Source organism: Vibrio sp. ED002, from assembly GCF_023277445.1.
Classification (GTDB): domain Bacteria; phylum Pseudomonadota; class Gammaproteobacteria; order Enterobacterales; family Vibrionaceae; genus Vibrio; species Vibrio jasicida.
The window spans coordinates 906,103-925,162 of the sequence record NZ_CP080238.1 but is presented as its reverse complement, the minus strand read 5'-3'; the positions used below and the strand labels follow the sequence as shown (position 1 = coordinate 925,162).

The following is a 19,060-nucleotide window of genomic DNA, read 5'->3' as shown; positions in this document are numbered from 1 at the left end:
AATCAATAAAAAAGAAAAGTGAAAGCCGCGAGCGGTAATGTGAACAAAAGGATCTGAACTATGAGCTCTCTACGAAGAAAATGGATTAGTGACCCAGCATTTAAAATGTTTAAGAAAGTACTGCCACCATTGTCGAGTACGGAAAAAGAGGCAATGGAAGCCGGTAGTGTATGGTGGGATGCCGAGTTGTTTTCTGGCAAGCCTAACTTTACAACGCTTCATCACTACCCAAAACCAGCACTGACGTCTGAAGAACAAGCCTTCATGGATAATGAACTTGAGACTTTACTTGAAATGCTAAACGATCAGCAGATCGTAAAAGATGACCGTGATCTACCACCTGAAGTCTGGGAGTTCTTACGTAAAGAGCGTTTCTTCTCCCTGATCATTTCGAAAGAATACGGCGGCCGAGAGTTTTCTGCACTTGCAAACTCAACCATCGTATCTCGTATTGCCACACGAAGCATCAGCGCAGCCGTATCAGTCATGGTGCCAAACTCTCTTGGCCCAGGTGAGCTACTTTCTCACTATGGTACTCAAGAGCAAAAAGACTACTGGCTACCACGTCTCGCTGACGGTACGGATATTCCATGTTTTGCTTTAACCGGCCCTGAAGCTGGCTCAGATGCAGGCGGTATTCCAGACCAAGGCGTAGTTTGTTACGGCACGCACGAGGGTGAAGAAGTTCTTGGTATCCGTGTTAGTTGGAACAAGCGTTATATTACCCTAGCACCTGTTGCGACTGTTCTTGGTCTCGCATTCAAACTTCAAGACCCAGATGGCCTGCTTGGCGACAAGAAAGATGTGGGTATTACCTGTGCATTGATTCCTGCTGATCACGAAGGTGTGGAAATTGGTGAGCGTCACGATCCGCTCGGTTCTGCGTTTATGAACGGTCCAACACGTGGTAACGATGTGTTCATTCCTATGGACTGGCTAATTGGTGGCTCAGAGTACGCGGGTAAAGGTTGGCGTATGTTGGTGGAATGTTTGTCGGCAGGCCGTGGTATTTCCCTTCCTGCGCTCGGCACCGCGATCGGTCACCTTACCACACGAACCACAGGCGCTTACGCATATGTCCGTAAACAGTTTGGTATGTCCATCGGTAAATTTGAAGGTGTCGCTGAGGCGATGGGACGCATTGGTGGTTTAACTTATCTACTTGAAGCAACACGTACTTTGACGACGACGTCTCTTGATATGAAAGAGAAACCAGGCATCGTGACAGCTATTGCTAAATACCACATGACGGAAATGGCCCGTACTATCCTGAACGATTCTTTCGATATCCATGCGGGGCGCGCGATTCAAGATGGTCCAATGAACTACCTAGCGAAACATTATCTAGGCATTCCTGTTGCTATCACCGTCGAAGGTGCAAATATTTTGACTCGCAACCTAATGATTTTCGGTCAAGGTGCGACACGTTGTCATCCATACGTACTGAAAGAGATGGAAGCAGCGGCCAACCCAGATTCGAAAGAAGGTGCGAAAGAGTTTGATGATCTGCTGTTTAAGCACATTAAACATGCCACGGGTAACACCTTTGGCGCACTTGGCGCAGCGCTAACTGGTTCTCGTTTTGTTAAGGCGCACATGAGAGGCCCTACGCAGCAATATTACAAGGACATTACTCGTCTAAGCCGTGCGCTAGCCGTAAGTGCTGACTTTGCGATGCTGACGCTTGGCGGTGATTTAAAACGTAAAGAGATGATCTCTGCTCGTTTGGGTGATGGCCTAAGCTACCTCTATATGGCATCAGCCGCGTTGAAGAAGTACGAAGATGAAGGTCGACAACAGGGTGATCTAAACTTTGTCCATTACGCGGTACAGCACTGCTTATACAATGCGTCTAAGTCACTGAATGAAGCGTACTCAAACTTCCCTGTGAAATACGTAGGTGGTGTCCTTAAAGGCTTGTTATTCCCACTTGGTAATCACTTCAAAGCACCGAGTGATGAACTGTGTGTAGGTCTGGCAGAGGCTATGATGACCCCAGGCGCTCAGCGTGACCGTCTGACGCACCTTTGTTACATCGGTAAAGACGAAGACGACAGTGTGGGTTTGATGGAGCATGCATTTTTAGCGATGTATGACGTTAAGCCATTAGAGCGCAAACTGATGAAGGCGGCTAAAGATGGCAAAGTTGCACGCAAAGGTCTATTACATGACCGCCTACAACAAGCGTTTGAAGAGGATGTGTTAACTGAGCAAGAAATAGATCAGATTATGGCGGCGGATAAGCTGCGTTACAAAGCAATTCAAGTTGACCACTTTAGCCATGACTTCTCAGAAGTTCGTACTAATGTGACCACGAAAAAATCGCATTTGAATTCAGCGGCATAACGTCCACACTAAAATGTTCGAAATAAGCACCTCAGCCGAGGTGCTTATTTGTTTCTATCGGTCATAAATGATGCTGTGAGTGCTCCAACCACTTGCATTTTCGCAGCATTTTTACAGAAATTAGGTGCGAAGTAGGGCTGAACCTTTTATCCTAGCAACGTTTTTTAAAGGAAGTTGAATATGATCATCAAACCTAGAATTCGTGGATTTATCTGTACTACTACGCACCCAGTGGGTTGTGAAGCTAACGTAAAAGAACAAATTGCTTACACTAAAGCACAAGGCCCAATTAAAAACGCTCCAAAACGCGTTCTCGTTGTGGGTGCATCAAGTGGCTACGGCCTATCTTCTCGTATCGCTGCGGCATTTGGTGGCGGTGCTTCAACTATCGGTGTTTTCTTCGAAAAAGAAGGCACGGAGAAGAAGCCAGGTACAGCAGGTTTTTACAATTCTGTTGCATTTGAAAAGCTAGCTCGTGAAGAGGGTCTATACGCGAAAAGCCTAAACGGTGACGCGTTCTCAAATGAAGCAAAACAGAAAACAATCGATCTGATCAAAGAAGACCTTGGTCAGGTAGATATGGTGGTTTACTCACTGGCTTCTCCAGTACGTAAAATGCCAGAAACGGGTGAACTGATTCGTTCAGCACTTAAGCCTATCGGTGAGACATACACGTCGACCGCTGTTGATACCAACAAAGACGTCATCATCGAAGCAAGCGTAGAGCCTGCAACTGAGCAAGAAATCCAAGATACAATAACCGTGATGGGCGGTGAAGATTGGGAACTATGGATTAATGCACTATCAGACGCTGGCGTGCTGGCAGATGGCTGTAAAACAGTCGCATACAGCTACATCGGTACTGAGCTAACTTGGCCGATCTACTGGGATGGCGCTCTAGGTAAAGCGAAAATGGACCTAGATCGTGCATCAGCAGCACTAAACGAGAAACTGTCTGCAACTGGCGGTAGCGCAAATGTAGCGGTACTTAAGTCTGTTGTGACTCAAGCAAGTTCTGCAATTCCTGTAATGCCTCTATATATCGCAATGGTATTCAAGAAAATGCGCGAAGAAGGCGTACATGAAGGTTGTATGGAACAAATCTTCCGCATGTTCAGTCAACGTCTTTACAAAGAAGACGGCAGCGCTGCAGAAGTAGATGAAGTGAACCGCCTACGTCTGGATGATTGGGAACTGCGTGAAGACATCCAACAACACTGTCGTGACCTATGGCCACAGATCACGTCTGAAAACCTAAAAGAGCTAACTGACTACGTTGAGTACAAAGAAGAGTTCTTGAAGCTATTCGGCTTTGGTGTTGACGGTGTGGATTACGAAGCAGACGTGAACCCAGCAGTAGAAACAGATTTCACACAAATCTAATCGTTTCTAGCGGAATTGAAAAAGGCGCTCAATGAGCGCCTTTTTTCTGTCTAGAATCTTTGAATAAGGAGCGCTAACTGATCTGTAACGCTCATTCATTGTGATTAACTCAGAATAATCAGAATGGTACCAGCTAGGGTCATCAAGATATTGGCTATCGCGTACGTACCTGCGTAACCAAGTGCAGGAATTGTCGACTTAGCGTATTCGTTTACTACGTCCATTGCTGGAGCACACGTACGAGCTCCGATAATAGCACCAAAGAGTAGGGCACGGTTCATCTTAAGCACGTAAGCGCCAACTAGATATGCAAGAACAACCGGCACTACGCTTACAATAAATGCTAAACCAATGATCTGTGGACCAACTTGAGTTAAGTGTTCGAACATCTTGCCACCAGCACTTAAGCCTATTCCGACCATAAAGAACATCAAACCTAAATCTTTGACCATATTTAACGCCCCTTGCGGAACATAACCGAAAGTAGGGTGGTTTGCTCGTAGGAAGCCCAGCGTGATGCCTGAAAGTAATAGGCCGACTGCGTTACCTAAGCTGAATGACACTTGACCAAACGTCATGGTCACCAAGCCAAACATAATGCCCAGAATAAAGAAGCTACAAAACGCGAGTAAATCTGCCATTTGGCTGTGGATCGAGATGAAACCGATTTTCTCAGCGAGACCATGTACACGGCTCTTTTCACCACTCACCTGAAGGACATCACCTTTAGCGAGAACAATGTCTAAATCCATCGGCATTTCAATTTGAGCACGCACTACGCGGTTTAAGAAACAGCCGAATTCAGATAGGTTCAAATCAGACAAGCGTTTGCCTGCAATGGCATCGCTCTTAACCACGATCTCTTCTTCGACTATTCGAAGGTCAAGCAGGTTTCGGTCGAATACTTCTTTACCGTTGCGGAAGCTAGGGTCAAGACGCGCATGGCTGTCTGGGAAGCCTACTAGTGCGATTTCGTCACCTTCTTGCAGGATTGCATCACCGTCTGGGTGGGCAAGAATGCCGTTACGACGAATACGTTCTATGTAACAACCCGTCTGGCGGTAAATGCCCAACTCACGAAGGTTCTTACCATCTGTCCAGTCAATCAGCTCAGGGCCAACACGGTACGCACGGATAATGGGTAAATACACCTTTCTTTGACTAGAACTCCCTAAGCCGCGTTCTTGTGCGATTTGTTGAGCTGAGTCGGATAGGTTTTGTTTTTGCAATTTAGGCAGCAGTTTGGCAAACATGATCATGCTGATCAAACCGACCAGATAAGCCATGGCATAACCAACCGATAGATTTTCTAATACGAGAGAAAAATCCATGTTACGCGGAATGGTAGCAAGACCAGAGTTTAATGCATCTTGTGCACCTACCAGAACAGGCGTTGCGGTAAGGGCACCCGCCATCATACCGGCAGATAAGCCAAAATCTAGGCCCATATAATGGCTACAGAAATAAGTTAAGCCGACAGCCGAGACCAACACGGTCATGCTCAAAATGAAGTAATGCTTACCATCTCGGAAGAAGATACCGAAGAAGTTAGGCCCAGCTTCGATACCTACACAGTAGATAAACAGCATAAAGCCAATCGTTAGCGCTTCTGCGTTAAATGAGAAGCCGAGGTGTCCCATGATAAGCGAGGTAATGAGCACGCCAATAGAGTTGCCTAACTGCAGCTTTCCAAAGCGAATTTTGCCAATGGCAAGACCAATTGCTAATACGACGAAGATTAGAAGAATGGGGTTTTGTTCAAGAAGATGTACGACGTCTATGTTCACTGTGTGGCTCGGTAAAGTGTGTGCCAAAGAAAAAGATTAAGAATTGCGAATTGTAACTAAATATAGCAAAAAGATAAGTGAATTTTTTTAGGTTTTACTATTACTTGACGTAAGGGAATAACATTTTGAATACATAATAAAAAAGCCGCTACTAGCGGCTTTTAAAAATTCAGTTATTCGAATTACTCGTCGAATAGACCTAGGTGCTCTTTTGCGTAAGCTTCAAAGTCATCACAACCACCGATGTGCGTTTGGTCGATGAAGATTTGAGGAACAGTTTCTACTGGCTTACCAACTGTTTTCTCTAGGTCAGCTTTAGAAATCCCTTCAGCGTGGATGTCTACGTAACGGTAGTTGAAATCATCACGTTTTGCCTTAAGTGTTTCAGCGTGCTCTTTAGCACGTACACAGAAAGGACATGCAGGGCGACCAAAGATAACTACGAACATAATCTTATTTCTCCTAAATCTATTCTTATTGAAAGCGAACGAAAACGTCAATGCTGCGATTCGCTCTCGTATGTTGGGACAACTATGCCCGATCCAGAACCGGAAATAAAGCAGCAAATGCCTCTTGTTTCGATAGGCGAAATCTATCGTATAAAAACTAAACACGCACTAAGCTTAAAGCCAAGAAAAGTCACTTTTAGAACAAAAGTTAATCGATCTTTGGGCTTAGCTAACTCTGTGAAGTGACGCATAAAAACACACATTTTGAAGGGTTAATGGCGGCAAGGTGCACTCGGTCAACTTTTTTTTGCGCAAAGCATAGCAATCTAGTCTGAGTTGTTGTTTTGGGGAGGAAGTGTATGTTTCAGTTTATGACTGCAACAAGGATTATCTTCGGCGAAGGGGCGCTTCAATCTTCGTTGTCTGTAATCAATCAATTTGGCTACAGCGTATTACTGGTGACAGGTAAAGACACGCAACGTGCCACACCGATCATTAATTATCTTAAAGCGCAGAATATGCGTTATCAGCATGTCGCTATAAATGGTGAGCCTAATATCACCATGGTGGAAGAAACTGCCATTCTAGGACGAAAGTTTCAGCCGGATATAGTCGTTGCCATTGGGGGAGGCAGCGTGATTGATATGGGGAAAGCGCTGGCTGCTATTATCCCAAATCAAGGGGATGTGTATGACTACGTTGAAGTTGTTGGTCGAAACGTCCCATTAAAAACCAAACCGATTCATTTTATTGCTATCCCTACCACGGCAAGCACAGGTTCCGAAGTGACTCGTAACGCAGTGCTCAAATCTGGGCAAGACCAAGTCAAGGTTAGTTTACGCAGTCCGGAGATGTTAGCGGATGTCGCTATTGTGGATCCCACCTTAACTTATGGTACGGATCAATACACATCTGGAAGGGGGGCGATGGATGCTTTCACTCATTTGATGGAAGCGTATGTCTGCGGTGACCCTAACCCTTTAACTGATATGGTGTGCGAAGAGGGGCTCAGACGGCTAAGCCGCTCTGTCATAGCTGGTTGTAAGCAAGATAATCATAAGGCGAGATCAGATTTGTCTTTCGCAGCCTTGTTGGGAGGTATGGCGATCACTAATGCTAAACTAGGTGCTGCGCATGGTTTAGCTTCGGCATTAGGTGGAAAGTTAGATGCCCCCCATAGTGTGATTACTGCAAGGTTGGCGCCGCACGTAATGCAAGAGAACATAAAGGCAGCAAAGCAAGCGGGCAGAGCGGATGTGATCAGTCGCTATAGGAGGTTGGCGCAACTTGTCACGGATAGAACGAATGCTAATGAACATGACGGTGTGCTATGGGTGAAAATGGTGCTCGATAAACTTGAGTTGCCTGATCTTGGTAAGTTTGGAGTTTGCCAAACCTCTTTTGAACAAGTGGCCGATGACGCCCTCATGTCCGTTGCTATTAAAGGAAATCCTCTTCCGCTCAATCAAGACCGATTAGTCTATATCTTACGTCAAGTGTGCGATTGTAGCGGGGAATGCATGGAAGAAAGCAAGCTTCATGCTAGTTCAGTTGAAATTCTTGAATCACACTCAGATCTCTCTAGTGTCAACGATTGACTGAGATAGCGAATGCGGTTATCTGTACAAAAAAAGGGGAGCAATTAAGCTCCCCTTCGTATCTCTATTAGTACTGACTTAGCTTGTCGTAACGGCTATCTTTTAGCGCGTCTTTTACTCGCTTTAGGTTCTCACGGAACCCAGTACCACGACGAAGCGTAAAGCCCGTTGCAAGTACATCAATGACGGTCATTTGAACTACACGACTGGCCATAGGCATGTATACGTCTGTGTCTTCCGGTACATCTAATGTAATCGCCAGTGAGCTTGCTTTCTCTAGTGGCGAATCTTTGGCTGTAATTGCAATAACAGTTGCGCCGTTCTCACGAGCTAGATTCGCAATCTCAACTTGGCTCTTGGTTCGTCCGGTATGAGAAATCAAAACAATTACGTCGTTGTCACTGCAGTTAATGCAGCTCATACGTTGCATTACAATGTCTTCGAAGCAAGTAATTGGGATGTTAAAGCGAATAAATTTGTTTTGTGCATCCCGCGCAACCGCAGAAGAAGCGCCAAGACCAAAGAATGAGATACGCTTTGCCTGAGTAAGAAGATCCACGGCACGATTCACTTGCATCGCGTCAAGGCTATTCTTCGCTACGTCCAAACACGCCATTGTCGATTCAAAAATCTTGTGGGTGTAGGCATCAGGACCGTCGTCTTCTTCAACATTACGGTTTACATAAGGCGTACCATTGGCAAGGCTTTGCGCAAGGTGCAATTTAAAGTCTGGGAAACCTTTGGTATCCAGACGTCGACAGAAACGGTTAACAGTTGGCTCACTCACGTCAGCCATTTTCGCCAACGTTGCAATGCTTGAATGAATTGCAGTTTGTGGAGACGCCATAATTACTTCCGCAACTTTGCGCTCTGACTTACTGAAATTCTCCAGGTTTTTTTGAATTTTTTCTAATGTATTCATAGTGTTCACGAGGGTATAGAGAACAACTCGCTGGCTCTGTTAACGGGTAGAAACACAAAGTTTCTCGGTCGAGAGGGGCGTTAACGAAAACGACCAGCGCCATAAATTCAGTATAAACCCGATCCTTTATCTGGCTAAAACAAATACGGTTACTATTTCGTGAGAATTTGACAAGCCTCAAACAAAATGTTGTAAAAACTACAGAATTGGATGTGGGATCGAAGGCATGTTGCTCTAGTGGCACAATAATGATGTTTGAGTTACACCAAAAAGAAAGAAATTTTCAATTTGATGTAACTCACATTGGCGCTTAAGAATTGAGAATGTCTTCGACAGTTTCTTCAATCTTAGCCATCAAGCTTGGTGCTTGTTGAGCAATTTCACGTTGCTCATCAAGAACAGCATTCAATATGTCGTTCGTAGTTAGAGGGTTCGCCAGCACAACACGAAATACGATGGTATTCATACGTTGCCATTGGTCTGGATTCAGCCTAGTACGAGAGACAAAGGATTTACCAGTTTCGCGTTGGCGCTTCTGAATAAATTGAGTGAGCTGGTTGATCAGTTCGTTCAATTTTTCTTTTTGCGTGCCCTGTGCCTTTTCCAGTGCTGCTCGTAGGTGAGTTGGTAAATAGCGATAGGTCAGTAAACAAAGTTCAGGCTCAGAGACCAGTTCAAAATCTTCTTGTTGCTTGATGAGATCGGCGAAATAGCGCGCTTTTGCAATACTCTGATCGATAAGCAGTTCGTAACCTGGGCGGCTAATGATGTGCATGGCTGCGTAAACTAGCATCGCCATTCCAGAACGAGAGCCTTCAAGCGTATGGCTGCCAAGATCTTTCGAGCCTTTACGCAGTATGTACTGTGCGTGATGCTCGATGGATTTCATTGCATCAGGATCTTTAAACAGAACCATGCCTGCACCCATAGGAATGTACAGTTGTTTGTGCGCGTCAATCGTGACTGAATCAGCAAGCTCAACGCCACCGAGTAGATGACGATGATTGTTCGACATTAGTGTCGCACCACCCCAAGCTGCATCCACGTGGAAGTGGCAATTATGCTGTGCACAAACTTCGGCAATTTGGGCTAGGGGGTCTACGCTACCCGTTTCGGTCGTACCTGCAACACCAACAACAGCGATCGGCTTAATGTTTTGTGCTTCAAGCTCCGTGATTTTTGCCTTGAGGTCATCGACAACAATACGGTTGTTTGCATCTGTCTTGACGGCAACTAAGCCATCTTGGCCTAAACCAAGGACATCGGCGGCTTTCTTAAGTGAATAGTGGCCACGCTCTGATACCAAGATCGCAAGACCTTCGTAGCCATAGTGCTTCATCGCTTTGAAAAGGCCTTCCTTTTCTACACCTTTGAATGCACCATCTGCTTTCAATGCTTTGTTGCGAGCAACCCAAAGCGCAGTAATGTTGGCAATGGTACCGCCAGAACAAAATGCACCTAGAGAATGTTTGGCGCTGTGCATCCACTTACGGTAGAACTTTTCGTCCTGACCGTAGATAAGACTGTGTAGCATGCCTAGCACTTGACGCTCTAGTGGAGTGAAAGCTTTTGAGGTCTCAATCTTCACCAAGTTTTGGTTTAAGGCAATCATGATTTTCGACAGCGGCATTAAAAAATACGGCAGGGCAGAAGTCATGTGACCAATAAAGCTTGGTGCAGAGGTGTGAACCGAGTGAGATACTAAGGTATCTAAAAGGTGCTCGGTATGGTCTGATACAAACTCAGGTTGCTCAGGAATCTGAGCAGAAGAAAAGTCTTTCTCGATTTCACGTAAAGGCTTTTCTTCTGCCACGATGTGTTCACGAAGGAATTGATTTAAGTTTTGGGAAAGACTTTCATCAATTTTCGTCAACGTGGAATCTGGACCTTCAGGAATCGTGAAGATCTTTAACAAGCTCTCGAAGCTAACGTCAGCGGTTTTTTGTTCCTTAACCATAGCAAAGAATCTTTGTAGTTATTTTGGTAATGCGAGCGGCACAATCTAAACCAAAACGGGCGCAAAGTCCCGTTTTAATTATTGAAATCCATGTTGCTGAAATGAAACTTTAGGCGGGGTCTTACTCACACTTCTGCTTTTCAATCTTAGCAATTGATTGATTATACTTGTTAAGCGCAGAATCGATCTGTTTTGGATGGCTTAGCAAGTCAGCAAACGCTGAGCGTAGGTCGTAGTTCTTTGGATGGTTAGCAGATTGACGATCGCTGAAGGTTTTCTTCGCCGCTTCACCTAGGGCATCACTGCGTGTCGCCAGTTGCTTCACATCGTGTTGTTCTAGCTTCAACCATGCTTCAACCGGTTGCTCTGTTGCTACTCGGCTTGGATCGTTTTCTAGAAAATAATGTACTGCTTCACGGTTGAGTTCGAAGTGGTGTTTACGGCCTTCTAAGAACCATTGGCTAACTTCGTTTAAGTCAGGGTATTGAGTCACGGTTAGGTCTACTAGATCTTGATACCACTGTAGGGAAGCATCAATGTAGCCATCGTATTTAGTTGCAAGACATTGCTGATCAGCAGCAAAAGTAAAAGTTGAGCTTGTAGCGAGGAGCGCCGCAACGACAAAGCGTTTCATTATTATTCCTTTTGGTTGTATTCCCTTTGTAACCCCAATAGACATATGCCTTGCCTGTCACTGATTACCGATCCAAGAGTTAAAAATTAAAGGGCTCGATAACAAAGCGGTGAACCAGAAAATTCTCTTCGAATTGAGCATTTTGAGGTTACTTGGGTATTTGAATTTTTGCCGTATTGTAATGGATGTTAATGAATATTCCTGAGATCTAGCTAGCAAGAGACACAAAGAAAAGCATCATAACTGGCACTAATAAGCTCAAGATAAAGCCACTAACAATGGCAACAGGCACACATCGAACACCGCCCGTGGTTTGAATGACGGGTAGGGTAAAGTCCATCGCCGTCGCGCCGGCGTAGCCAATTGCTGTAGATGGATAACTGCGAATAAGTAGTGGAATGGCAATCAACGCGACCAATTCACGCATCAGCTCAATTAAGAAAGAAGCGCCGCCAAAGATAGGCCCAAAGGCGTCACCCATCAAAATGCCAGCCAGTGAATACCAGCCAAAACCAGAAGACATCGCCAAAGCTTGATAAAGAGGAAGATCCAAAATCATTGCAGCAATTACGCCGCCAAGCATACACGTTGCAATGATCACTGTCGCAATCGCCATACCTTGCTTGTTGAGTAGGATTTGTCTAAGCGTCAAACCACTATTGCGTAGTTGAATGCCGATAAAGAAAAGCAAAAGGAATAAAATCCACTCGCTCGCTGTGTCCACCCAAGACAAACCAATAGGAAGAAACAAGCCAGCAACTAGGCCACCACCCACAACAACGACAAGTTTGATTGACTCTAAAGCCATTGACGAAAGAGGAAGTTTCTTTTGATTCTGATCAGTTTGCAAAGGAAGCAGCTTATCGACCAAAGGTAAAGCGAGTAGGTTGCATACGCTCAGGCAGGCGAAAAATGTGCCAGCGTAAAGAAGAATAGTTTGTAAATTACTACCAAGGTTGTCCAATGCCGCAAGGCTCAAACCCATTAAAGAAAGAATGACGTAAATGAGGTATGAGGTCGACTTGTTGATTTTCTCCAACATCGAAGCTCGAGAAATTGGAATTAAATAGCCCACCACCAATGGGGCGAAGATAAATAGCATCCCTGAGAACATAAAACTCAATGATTCCTTTATGAGGTAAGCAGAATAACTTAGCCACGTATAAACGAATCAAAACACTATTTGAGCTTTAACGTGGCTGGATTTGATGTATCGGGAGATTAAAGGCCGCTGGCACTGAGAACTTCTTTAATTTCACTTTGGAAGTCAGTATCACTCATATTGCTGAGTTCATACAAGACTTCTGCACCAGTTAAATTAAATTCTACTTCGTGTTCTTCAATTCGCTCATCCTGATTACGGAACATCAGTAAATGGTTTGCAATGCGGGCTATATCCAGATAGCTCACTTCTGGACGGGAAGTTTGATATTTTTCGTTTGAAGACACTTCACGGAAATCGTTGTCGAAGCCCCATTTCTCAAGCACGAGTTTACTGGTTGCAGAGCAGCGAGTTTGGAATATTTGCAAAGCAATATCAGAATCGAGGTAATTCCCTCTATCAAGATACAGGTGGTATTCATTGATAAGGCAGAACAAACCGATATCTGCAAGTAAGCCAACAAGTAAGGCTTTCTCTTGCTCGAGATGCCCATAGGTAGCGGGCTCATGTTTTTTAAACTCTTGAACCACCAATACCATTGCTGCGCCAAGCTCACGGGAGACCGCTGCGCTCTTTACTAAGATGGCATTGCATTCTTTGGTTAAGTTCACCGAGTGCTTTAATTGTTCAATAGCTTGTGCGGTAACGATATCTCTTACCCTCAGGATACCTAAGCGTGAAACCGCGGTCGTGAGATCATTACAGGTGATGTTGCGGCGGTTAAAGATAACAGAGTTAGCGACACGAACAACGACAGCAGCAAGGCCCGGGTCTTCGAGTAGGGCATTAGCAATGTCGGCAATCGTCGTGTGTTCTTCAGTACAAAGCTGCTGAATTTTAAGTACGACATCAGGGATGGGAGGAAGGGATATTTTACCGGTAGAAATGGATTGTTCTACCAGTTGAGCGAACTCAGATTCCAATGCTTTTATAAGCTTATCTTTATTATTGGGTAGCCAAAAAAATGATAGATGTTCCATTACGACGCTGTGCTAGAGAGCTTTCGTACAGTGTACCCTCACAGTATGTTAGTAATCAATTAAATACAGGTTTGACTCTCGCAATTGCTGTATTAATCACCATGGTGTTCGGTTTTTGGCAGTGGTTGTGTCAAAAAAACATCGCTTTAGGATGGGTAAGTGTGAAACTAATCACGTATGTGGAATTTGTACTTTGGCATATGTGACATAGATCCTAACTTATTTTTCAACGTTAAGTATGATTAAGGCAGTTGGTGAGCGCAATTCACAAAAATATCGCCAACATATCGACATTTTATAATTCGCACTAAGCTGCTGTTCATCTGGTGACATCGCTAATCGGGGTAATTTATTCAGATTAAAGAGGTCAATGGACATGACAGACCAAGCTTTTTTTAACTATGTAAGCAATTTTAGTGAGTATCAGAAACGTTCAATGTTCGGCGGCATTGGTTTATTTAGCAATGACGCTATGTTTGCTCTTGTAAGTAACGACTGTTGCTACTTGCGCGGCGGAGACGAACTCGACGCAGAATTTACTCAACTTAACTGTGAAAAATATAAGCACGTCAAAAAACAAACGACGGCAACAGTTAACTACTATGACGTAACAGACTTATTCGATGCTGGCTTTGCTGGTCTTGATACGTTGTTACAAAAATCTATAGATTGTTCAATTAAGGAACGTAAATACCAAAAGTCCTCAGCCAGTAGACGCCTACGTGATCTGCCAAACATGCAACTGACGTTAGAACGTATGGTGAAAAAAGCAGGAATCGATGACGTAGAGACGTTTTTGGAACTTGGCCCAGTGGAAGTATTCAATAAAGTAAGAGTTGCGTACGGCAGTGATGTCGACGTGAAGCTTTTATGGAAATTTGCTGGTGCAATTGACGGCGTTCATTGGAAACTTATCCAAGAGCCACGTAAAAAGCAGCTACTGGCAATGTGTGAGTAAGCTTATTTAGTTTCACGATGATTGACTCGTCTTAGATGAAGTCAGCGAGTCATAAAAGTGAGCGTTGAAAGCGACAAAAGGAAGTTGGATGCTTTTAGCCACTTCATTCGAGTTAGTCATTGCAACGAATCAATAATTAAGAACAAAAAAACCGAGGTGAGTACCTCGGTTTTTGTTTTTCGGCTTCAGTTAGATTTCAATCAACTTGAGATTAGAACTTGAAGCGAGTGGTGAACATCACTTGATCACCATAGAAATCATTAATACGCGCTTCTGCACCTAGAGAGAATAGCTCTGTAGAGTGGAAACGAGCGTAAACAGAACCAATCCAATCGTCATCGTTATCGATAGACACGTAGCCAGCTTTACCACCCACTTCTAGTTGAGGACCAAGCCATTGGCGAACACCAAGGTTAAGTTCCATACCAACATCAGTACTGCTTGAGTTTGAAGGCTGTACAACACGCATTAGCATTGCACCTGTTAGATCAGCCCAGTTGTTTAGTGGCGAGTGGAAACCAAAACCCGCTGCTGAATCGAAATCACCATCGAATTCAGAGTCGATGCGAGCAATGATGTGCGCATTTGGGTGAATTGATTTGCTGAAACCAGCACCGAATGTTACTGGGCTTGCACCGATACGAGCTTCCATGTAGTCGTAGCTAAAGTTGCTCATTGTTGCTGGAGCGTTGTAATCGTTCGCAGCTAGAGCTTGGCTAGATGCCAACAAAAGGGCAGCGGCTAATAGTGTTTTACGCATAACTAACGATAAACCTTGTCTTATAGTTCCATGGATCCAAGTAACCACTTGAACCGTAATCTGATTTGTTCGACATCATAATAAAAACGAAGGTCTACGACCAACAAAAATGTGTCGATGTTTTGTCAATTGACTCAATTGTGCCAACTTAACAGCAAAAAACGCGCCAGATTCTCTTTATCTGTCCGCGTTTTCTATCGGGAGTGGTTATTCACCAAAGCTACTGCGTCGTTTTGCCATAGCGTTCAAAATAGCTTCGGAATCTAGAATTGCAGTCCATGATAAAAGGTTATCGTCGTTTTCTATCATGAAAGCAGTCAGTTGCGACACAAGCGCCTCTCGAAGCGCTTCGCCTTTCCAAGGTTTTGCGATGTAGTAGTCTAAACTAGCGTGGTTCACCGCTTCTACGGTATCTTCTAGCCCGGCTTGTCCTGTGAGCAGAATTTTACGTGCAGATCGAGTGTCGCTATTTTGACTCAACTCGATCAAAAAGCTGATACCAGTTTGTTCTGGCATAATATGGTCGCAAAGAATGAGAGCCAAACGAACGCCTTCGTCGGTCATTTCTTCTATCACCTGTTTCGCTTCTGTGACAGACTCTGCACCCTCGACAACAAAGTTATCTTCAAAGGGCATGAGATCTTGAAGGACACTATCCAAGACTTCTCTTTCGTCATCCACGCACAAAATCAGATATTTCGTCATGTTTCATCTCCTTCTGATGTGATAGGTAGCCAAACTTTCATGCAGGTGAAATGGTTCAACTCAGAATCCACTTCAATCCAACCATTGTGGCTTGCCACGATTTGCTGGCAAATTGAAAGCCCGATACCTAAGCCAAAGTTACCTTCTTTCTTTGTTGTAAAGTTAAGTTCGAAAATCGCTTTCTTCTGTTGTTCAGGAATGCCGCATCCGTTGTCTTTAAACGAAATCACAGCATAAGGTTGATGGTTTTTTTCGATTAGTTGCGACTGAATGCTGAGTCTCCCTTTTTCTGGGAATGCGTCAATTGCGTTGGAAATGAGGTTTGTCCACACTTGTTGTAACGCGGTAGGCTGACACAACGTGTTGGGTAAGCTGGCATAATCTGTCGCGACCTGATGCAATTTGAGGCGATTCTCGAAGATGACCAATGTATCTTCTATGCCTTCATGAAGGTCAGCATAGTGTAGTGTTTCATCATCTGAACGAGCGTAACCTTTTAAGCTCTTAACCATGTCGGCAATACGGGCGGCGCAGACGTTAATCGAGCGAAGTGATGCGCCTACTTGGTGATATTGTTCTAACGTTCCCAATGAGCGCAGTGACGCCGGTTCTTGGCGATTGAGTTTATCGATGAAGGCCAAGTCTGATTCTAATCCTAGATTGACCACTTTTTTCCCTAAAGTGCGGTCGGGTAGGTAATGGTTGAGTTGTTTCACTCTTTCCCTAAGTTCTGCTGTTGAGGCCGGCTTGGCTTTTTGGGCATGAATGAGCAGTTCTACGCCTTTTTCTTGAATGTCGTCGGTTGGGAGTTTGGTGAGTAATTCTTCCAGCGTATGGGTTAGATTTTCGACGCCACGCAATATCGCAGCGATTGGGTTATTGAGCTCGTGCGCTACGCCTGCGACTAATTGGCCGAGCATGGCCATCTTCTCACGTTCAATTAATTGTTGATGAGCAGACTCTAATGATTCTAAGGTTTTTTGTAGCTTCAACTTGGTATTGATACTGCGTTGTAATCGGCGGTTAAAGTGGCGAAGGAGCAAATTAGTAAACAGTGGTAGCAAATTAGAATCACTCTGCATCACCTTACGGAACACTTTTCTGTCCAGTTTTATGACTTCTGTTTTGGTCAGTGTTAACGCTGTCGAGAAGGAGCTTTCTCCAGTAACAAACGACATGCCACCTACGATGTTGCCTTTTGAGTGACGAACGACCTCACGTTGCATGCCAAGTTCGTCTCGCTTATAAAGCGCAACCTCGCCAGTGGTGATAAACCATAGAAAGCTGTTTGGCTCTCCCTCTACCGTTAGTAAGTGTTCGGGTGAGTAGGTTCGGCATGCTTCGCTATCGTCATCTTGGGTGAAAAAATATTGCAACGCGCTAATCACTTGCTCTGCCAATTCACTATCAGAGAGGGCATGGTAATCATTCAAAAAGCCCGCCTGATAGTTACTCATTTGGTTTTCAATATGCGCACGTAACAACTTGTGCTGATCGAGAATTTGGCTATAGCTGAGCAAATCTTCTTTGTCGTGACGAAGGATAAATTGAGTCAATTCTTTTTGGGCAGTATTGAAAAGAACTTTATCGGGTAGAGGTTTGGTCAAGCAGTGGTCGAGACGCCCTTCGTTTACCGCCGTTAAAATAGCTTCGATATCGGATGAACAACTGATCAGTATTCTCCGAGCGTTTTGCGTGTGAGGTTTTCGGTCTAGACCGATAAGAAAATCAACACCATTAAAGTGTGCGTGGTGACTCGCGATGACTAGAGCAACGGTTTGCTCTCTTTCTTCTAGGTATTCAAGTGCGCTCTGCGCTTCTTCTATGGATTCGACAGAGAGAATATCAAATTTGCTTGAAAAGGCGGACAACTCCAATCGAAATTGCTCAGCACTGATAGGATTATTGTCGAGGCACAATACAGCGTAACGGTTCACAGGTGTTTGAGCTCCGGTTAAAACTTGGCACAAACAACATATCAATTAAACACCGCAATGGTTGAGAGCTGAGTATTGTTCTCGATTAATGAACTAAAATAACCATCAATAGTCTGATTTAACTCAATGTTTTATCCGCTTAGGGTTTGGGTTAGACTGAGCACAAATACTCAATAAGTGATGTTATGGAAAATCTTAAAAAAATAGGTGCCATCGGTGGTGCCATTTCTCTTGCGCTTTGTTGGCCACTTGCGGTTGGGCAGATTGGTCAAACCATCATTGAAGATGGTATTGCAAACATGAATGATGACATGGTGAAGGGCGAGATCGTGGAATACGACCGAGGTTACCTTTCTTCGGTTGTCCTTACTCGTTACACCGTGGTTGACCCAGATATCAAAACTCAACTTGAGCGTGATGGTTTGCCAACAACTTTCGATGTTACGAGTGACTTATCTCACGGTTTAACCAGCCTTACGGCGGACTCTAAGCTGGTGGACGCTGATTTCCTACCACTTACGATGCACAGTAAAACCCAACTAAACGGTAATACTGCCTTTACCTTAGATTTGGATAGCTGGAACTATCAAAACGATGCTCAAGGAATGTCATTATCGACGAGCCCATTACAAATCACTGGTGACGTGACGGTGCTTGGTGATCTGAACTATCAAGTTTCAGTGCCTTCAGTACAAGTGGATTTTGAAAACGGCGAAGAAATTCATTTAACCAAACTGACTGGTCAAGGGAAAGGTAAGCAAGCAAAGGGGTACTGGTTAGGCGAACAAACGTTCTCATTGCAGAAGCTGGATGTCGTTGATGCGCAACTTGCTCCGATGTTTATGATTGAGAACGCGACATACAACGGTAACACTTCTCTTAATGAAACTGGCGACAAACTCAATAGTAAATTGAACCTAGAAGCCAACCAACTGCGTTTGACGGATGGGACAGATGTCGACAACTTTAAGTTGGACTTTTCAATCGCCGATGTTGACAGCCAATCGTTTGATCAGATTATGTCTATCTATCAAAACTCGCCAATGCTAGATGAGCAAGAAATCCAAACGTTACTTCCTCACATTGATACGTTGTTTAGCAAGGGCTTTAAATTGTCAGTGAATGAGCTTTCTCTTGCGTTTGGTGAAGGTAAATTCCGTAACGAATGGCAACTGTCTGTACCAGAAGGAACGGATAATATCACTCAAGACCCAATGAAGTTAATGACGGCAACAAGTGGTTCGTTAAGCACTTATTTCTCTGATGAGCTTGTGGATCTTTACCCATTCATCCAAGAAAGCGTGGATGAGCTGATGGTGATGGAACTTATCGAGAAAAAAGACAACGGCTACCAATTGAAAGCACAAATTTCTGATGGGAAACTGAAGTTCGAAAATGGACAAGAGTTTCCTTTAATCGCGTTGCTTATGCCTGCGTTGATGCAATAGGCAAGTTTACAACGTAAGTTTTTAGCTTTTTCAG

General features: G+C 44.3%; 15 protein-coding genes. 5 read left to right on the top strand and 10 right to left on the bottom strand.

The features are described 5' to 3' along the window. Positions 1–60 precede the first annotated feature (60 nt). Both ITG12_RS04355 and fabV read left to right on the top strand, forming a co-directional pair. Positions 61–2,346 (top strand): acyl-CoA dehydrogenase, encoded by a 2,286-nt coding sequence (locus ITG12_RS04355; RefSeq protein WP_248873738.1) that lies wholly within the window; start codon positions 61–63, stop codon positions 2,344–2,346. Between the two features lie 180 nt (positions 2,347–2,526). After that, positions 2,527–3,729: an enoyl-ACP reductase FabV gene (gene fabV, locus ITG12_RS04350; protein WP_248873737.1), complete on the top strand. Its 1,203-nt coding sequence runs from the start codon at positions 2,527–2,529 to the stop codon at positions 3,727–3,729. A gap of 104 nt (positions 3,730–3,833) precedes the next feature. Here the strand turns inward: fabV and ITG12_RS04345 are convergent, their stop codons facing one another. Further along, positions 3,834–5,516, bottom strand: coding sequence for an aspartate:alanine antiporter (locus tag ITG12_RS04345; protein WP_038868712.1), 1,683 nt, complete (start codon positions 5,514–5,516; stop codon positions 3,834–3,836). 182 nt (positions 5,517–5,698) lie between these two features. After that, the gene (locus ITG12_RS04340; RefSeq protein WP_005428550.1) at positions 5,699–5,965 is read right to left on the bottom strand and encodes a GrxA family glutaredoxin; all 267 of its coding nucleotides are present in this window, start codon (positions 5,963–5,965) and stop codon (positions 5,699–5,701) included. A gap of 359 nt (positions 5,966–6,324) precedes the next feature. On the opposite strand from ITG12_RS04340, the gene ITG12_RS04335 reads away from it, so the two are divergent. Further along, positions 6,325–7,563, top strand: a complete 1,239-nt coding sequence (locus ITG12_RS04335; RefSeq protein ID WP_248873735.1) for an iron-containing alcohol dehydrogenase — start codon at positions 6,325–6,327, stop codon at positions 7,561–7,563. Between the two features lie 67 nt (positions 7,564–7,630). Here ITG12_RS04335 and ITG12_RS04330 read toward each other — a convergent pair whose 3' ends face one another. From ITG12_RS04330 to ITG12_RS04310, 5 genes are all read right to left on the bottom strand, one after another. Further along, the gene (locus ITG12_RS04330) at positions 7,631–8,485 is read right to left on the bottom strand and encodes a MurR/RpiR family transcriptional regulator (RefSeq protein WP_038868710.1); all 855 of its coding nucleotides are present in this window, start codon (positions 8,483–8,485) and stop codon (positions 7,631–7,633) included. A gap of 310 nt (positions 8,486–8,795) precedes the next feature. Beyond that, positions 8,796–10,442: a pyridoxal-dependent aspartate 1-decarboxylase PanP gene (gene panP, locus ITG12_RS04325; RefSeq protein WP_038874619.1), complete on the bottom strand. Its 1,647-nt coding sequence runs from the start codon at positions 10,440–10,442 to the stop codon at positions 8,796–8,798. Between the two features lie 121 nt (positions 10,443–10,563). Continuing rightward, on the bottom strand, positions 10,564–11,076 hold the full coding sequence (locus ITG12_RS04320) for a hypothetical protein (protein WP_005442243.1): 513 nt from the start codon (positions 11,074–11,076) through the stop codon (positions 10,564–10,566). A gap of 208 nt (positions 11,077–11,284) precedes the next feature. Beyond that, positions 11,285–12,190, bottom strand: coding sequence for a lysine exporter LysO family protein (locus tag ITG12_RS04315; RefSeq protein ID WP_038868707.1), 906 nt, complete (start codon positions 12,188–12,190; stop codon positions 11,285–11,287). Positions 12,191–12,297: 107 nt separating this feature from the next. Next, positions 12,298–13,218: an HDOD domain-containing protein gene (locus tag ITG12_RS04310; protein WP_038874621.1), complete on the bottom strand. Its 921-nt coding sequence runs from the start codon at positions 13,216–13,218 to the stop codon at positions 12,298–12,300. Between the two features lie 370 nt (positions 13,219–13,588). Between ITG12_RS04310 and ITG12_RS04305 the strand changes: the two genes are divergently transcribed. Next, positions 13,589–14,176 carry a TfoX/Sxy family DNA transformation protein gene (locus ITG12_RS04305; RefSeq protein WP_038868704.1) on the top strand — a complete coding sequence of 196 codons (588 nt, stop codon included), beginning with the start codon at positions 13,589–13,591 and terminating at the stop codon, positions 14,174–14,176. Between the two features lie 211 nt (positions 14,177–14,387). On the opposite strand, the gene ITG12_RS04300 is transcribed toward ITG12_RS04305, so the two are convergent. The 3 genes from ITG12_RS04300 to ITG12_RS04290 all read right to left on the bottom strand — a co-directional run bounded on the left by ITG12_RS04300 (position 14,388) and on the right by ITG12_RS04290 (position 17,578). After that, positions 14,388–14,936, bottom strand: coding sequence for a hypothetical protein (locus tag ITG12_RS04300; RefSeq protein ID WP_038868703.1), 549 nt, complete (start codon positions 14,934–14,936; stop codon positions 14,388–14,390). 207 nt (positions 14,937–15,143) lie between these two features. Further along, positions 15,144–15,641, bottom strand: coding sequence for a response regulator (locus ITG12_RS04295; protein ID WP_038868702.1), 498 nt, complete (start codon positions 15,639–15,641; stop codon positions 15,144–15,146). Continuing rightward, on the bottom strand, positions 15,638–17,578 hold the full coding sequence (locus tag ITG12_RS04290; RefSeq protein ID WP_248873733.1) for an ATP-binding protein: 1,941 nt from the start codon (positions 17,576–17,578) through the stop codon (positions 15,638–15,640). The genes ITG12_RS04295 and ITG12_RS04290 overlap by 4 nt, the downstream gene beginning before the upstream one ends. Before the next feature lie 185 nt (positions 17,579–17,763). Between ITG12_RS04290 and ITG12_RS04285 the strand changes: the two genes are divergently transcribed. After that, on the top strand, positions 17,764–19,026 hold the full coding sequence (locus ITG12_RS04285) for a DUF945 family protein (protein ID WP_248873731.1): 1,263 nt from the start codon (positions 17,764–17,766) through the stop codon (positions 19,024–19,026). Positions 19,027–19,060 lie beyond the last annotated feature (34 nt).

Excerpts from the sequence above, each read along its gene's own strand:
- ITG12_RS04355 (WP_248873738.1), top strand. The coding sequence starts at position 61 with ATGAGCTCTCTACGAAGAAAATGGATTAGTGACCCAGCATTTAAAATG.
- ITG12_RS04300 (WP_038868703.1), bottom strand. The coding sequence starts at position 14,936 with ATGCGTAAAACACTATTAGCCGCTGCCCTTTTGTTGGCATCTAGCCAA.
- ITG12_RS04310 (WP_038874621.1), bottom strand. The coding sequence starts at position 13,218 with ATGGAACATCTATCATTTTTTTGGCTACCCAATAATAAAGATAAGCTT.
- ITG12_RS04340 (WP_005428550.1), bottom strand. The coding sequence starts at position 5,965 with ATGTTCGTAGTTATCTTTGGTCGCCCTGCATGTCCTTTCTGTGTACGT.
- ITG12_RS04305 (WP_038868704.1), top strand. The coding sequence starts at position 13,589 with ATGGACATGACAGACCAAGCTTTTTTTAACTATGTAAGCAATTTTAGT.
- ITG12_RS04320 (WP_005442243.1), bottom strand. The coding sequence starts at position 11,076 with ATGAAACGCTTTGTCGTTGCGGCGCTCCTCGCTACAAGCTCAACTTTT.
- ITG12_RS04330 (WP_038868710.1), bottom strand. The coding sequence starts at position 8,485 with ATGAATACATTAGAAAAAATTCAAAAAAACCTGGAGAATTTCAGTAAG.
- panP (WP_038874619.1), bottom strand. The coding sequence starts at position 10,442 with ATGGTTAAGGAACAAAAAACCGCTGACGTTAGCTTCGAGAGCTTGTTA.
- ITG12_RS04285 (WP_248873731.1), top strand. The coding sequence starts at position 17,764 with ATGGAAAATCTTAAAAAAATAGGTGCCATCGGTGGTGCCATTTCTCTT.
- ITG12_RS04315 (WP_038868707.1), bottom strand. The coding sequence starts at position 12,190 with ATGTTCTCAGGGATGCTATTTATCTTCGCCCCATTGGTGGTGGGCTAT.
- fabV (WP_248873737.1), top strand. The coding sequence starts at position 2,527 with ATGATCATCAAACCTAGAATTCGTGGATTTATCTGTACTACTACGCAC.
- ITG12_RS04335 (WP_248873735.1), top strand. The coding sequence starts at position 6,325 with ATGTTTCAGTTTATGACTGCAACAAGGATTATCTTCGGCGAAGGGGCG.
- ITG12_RS04295 (WP_038868702.1), bottom strand. The coding sequence starts at position 15,641 with ATGACGAAATATCTGATTTTGTGCGTGGATGACGAAAGAGAAGTCTTG.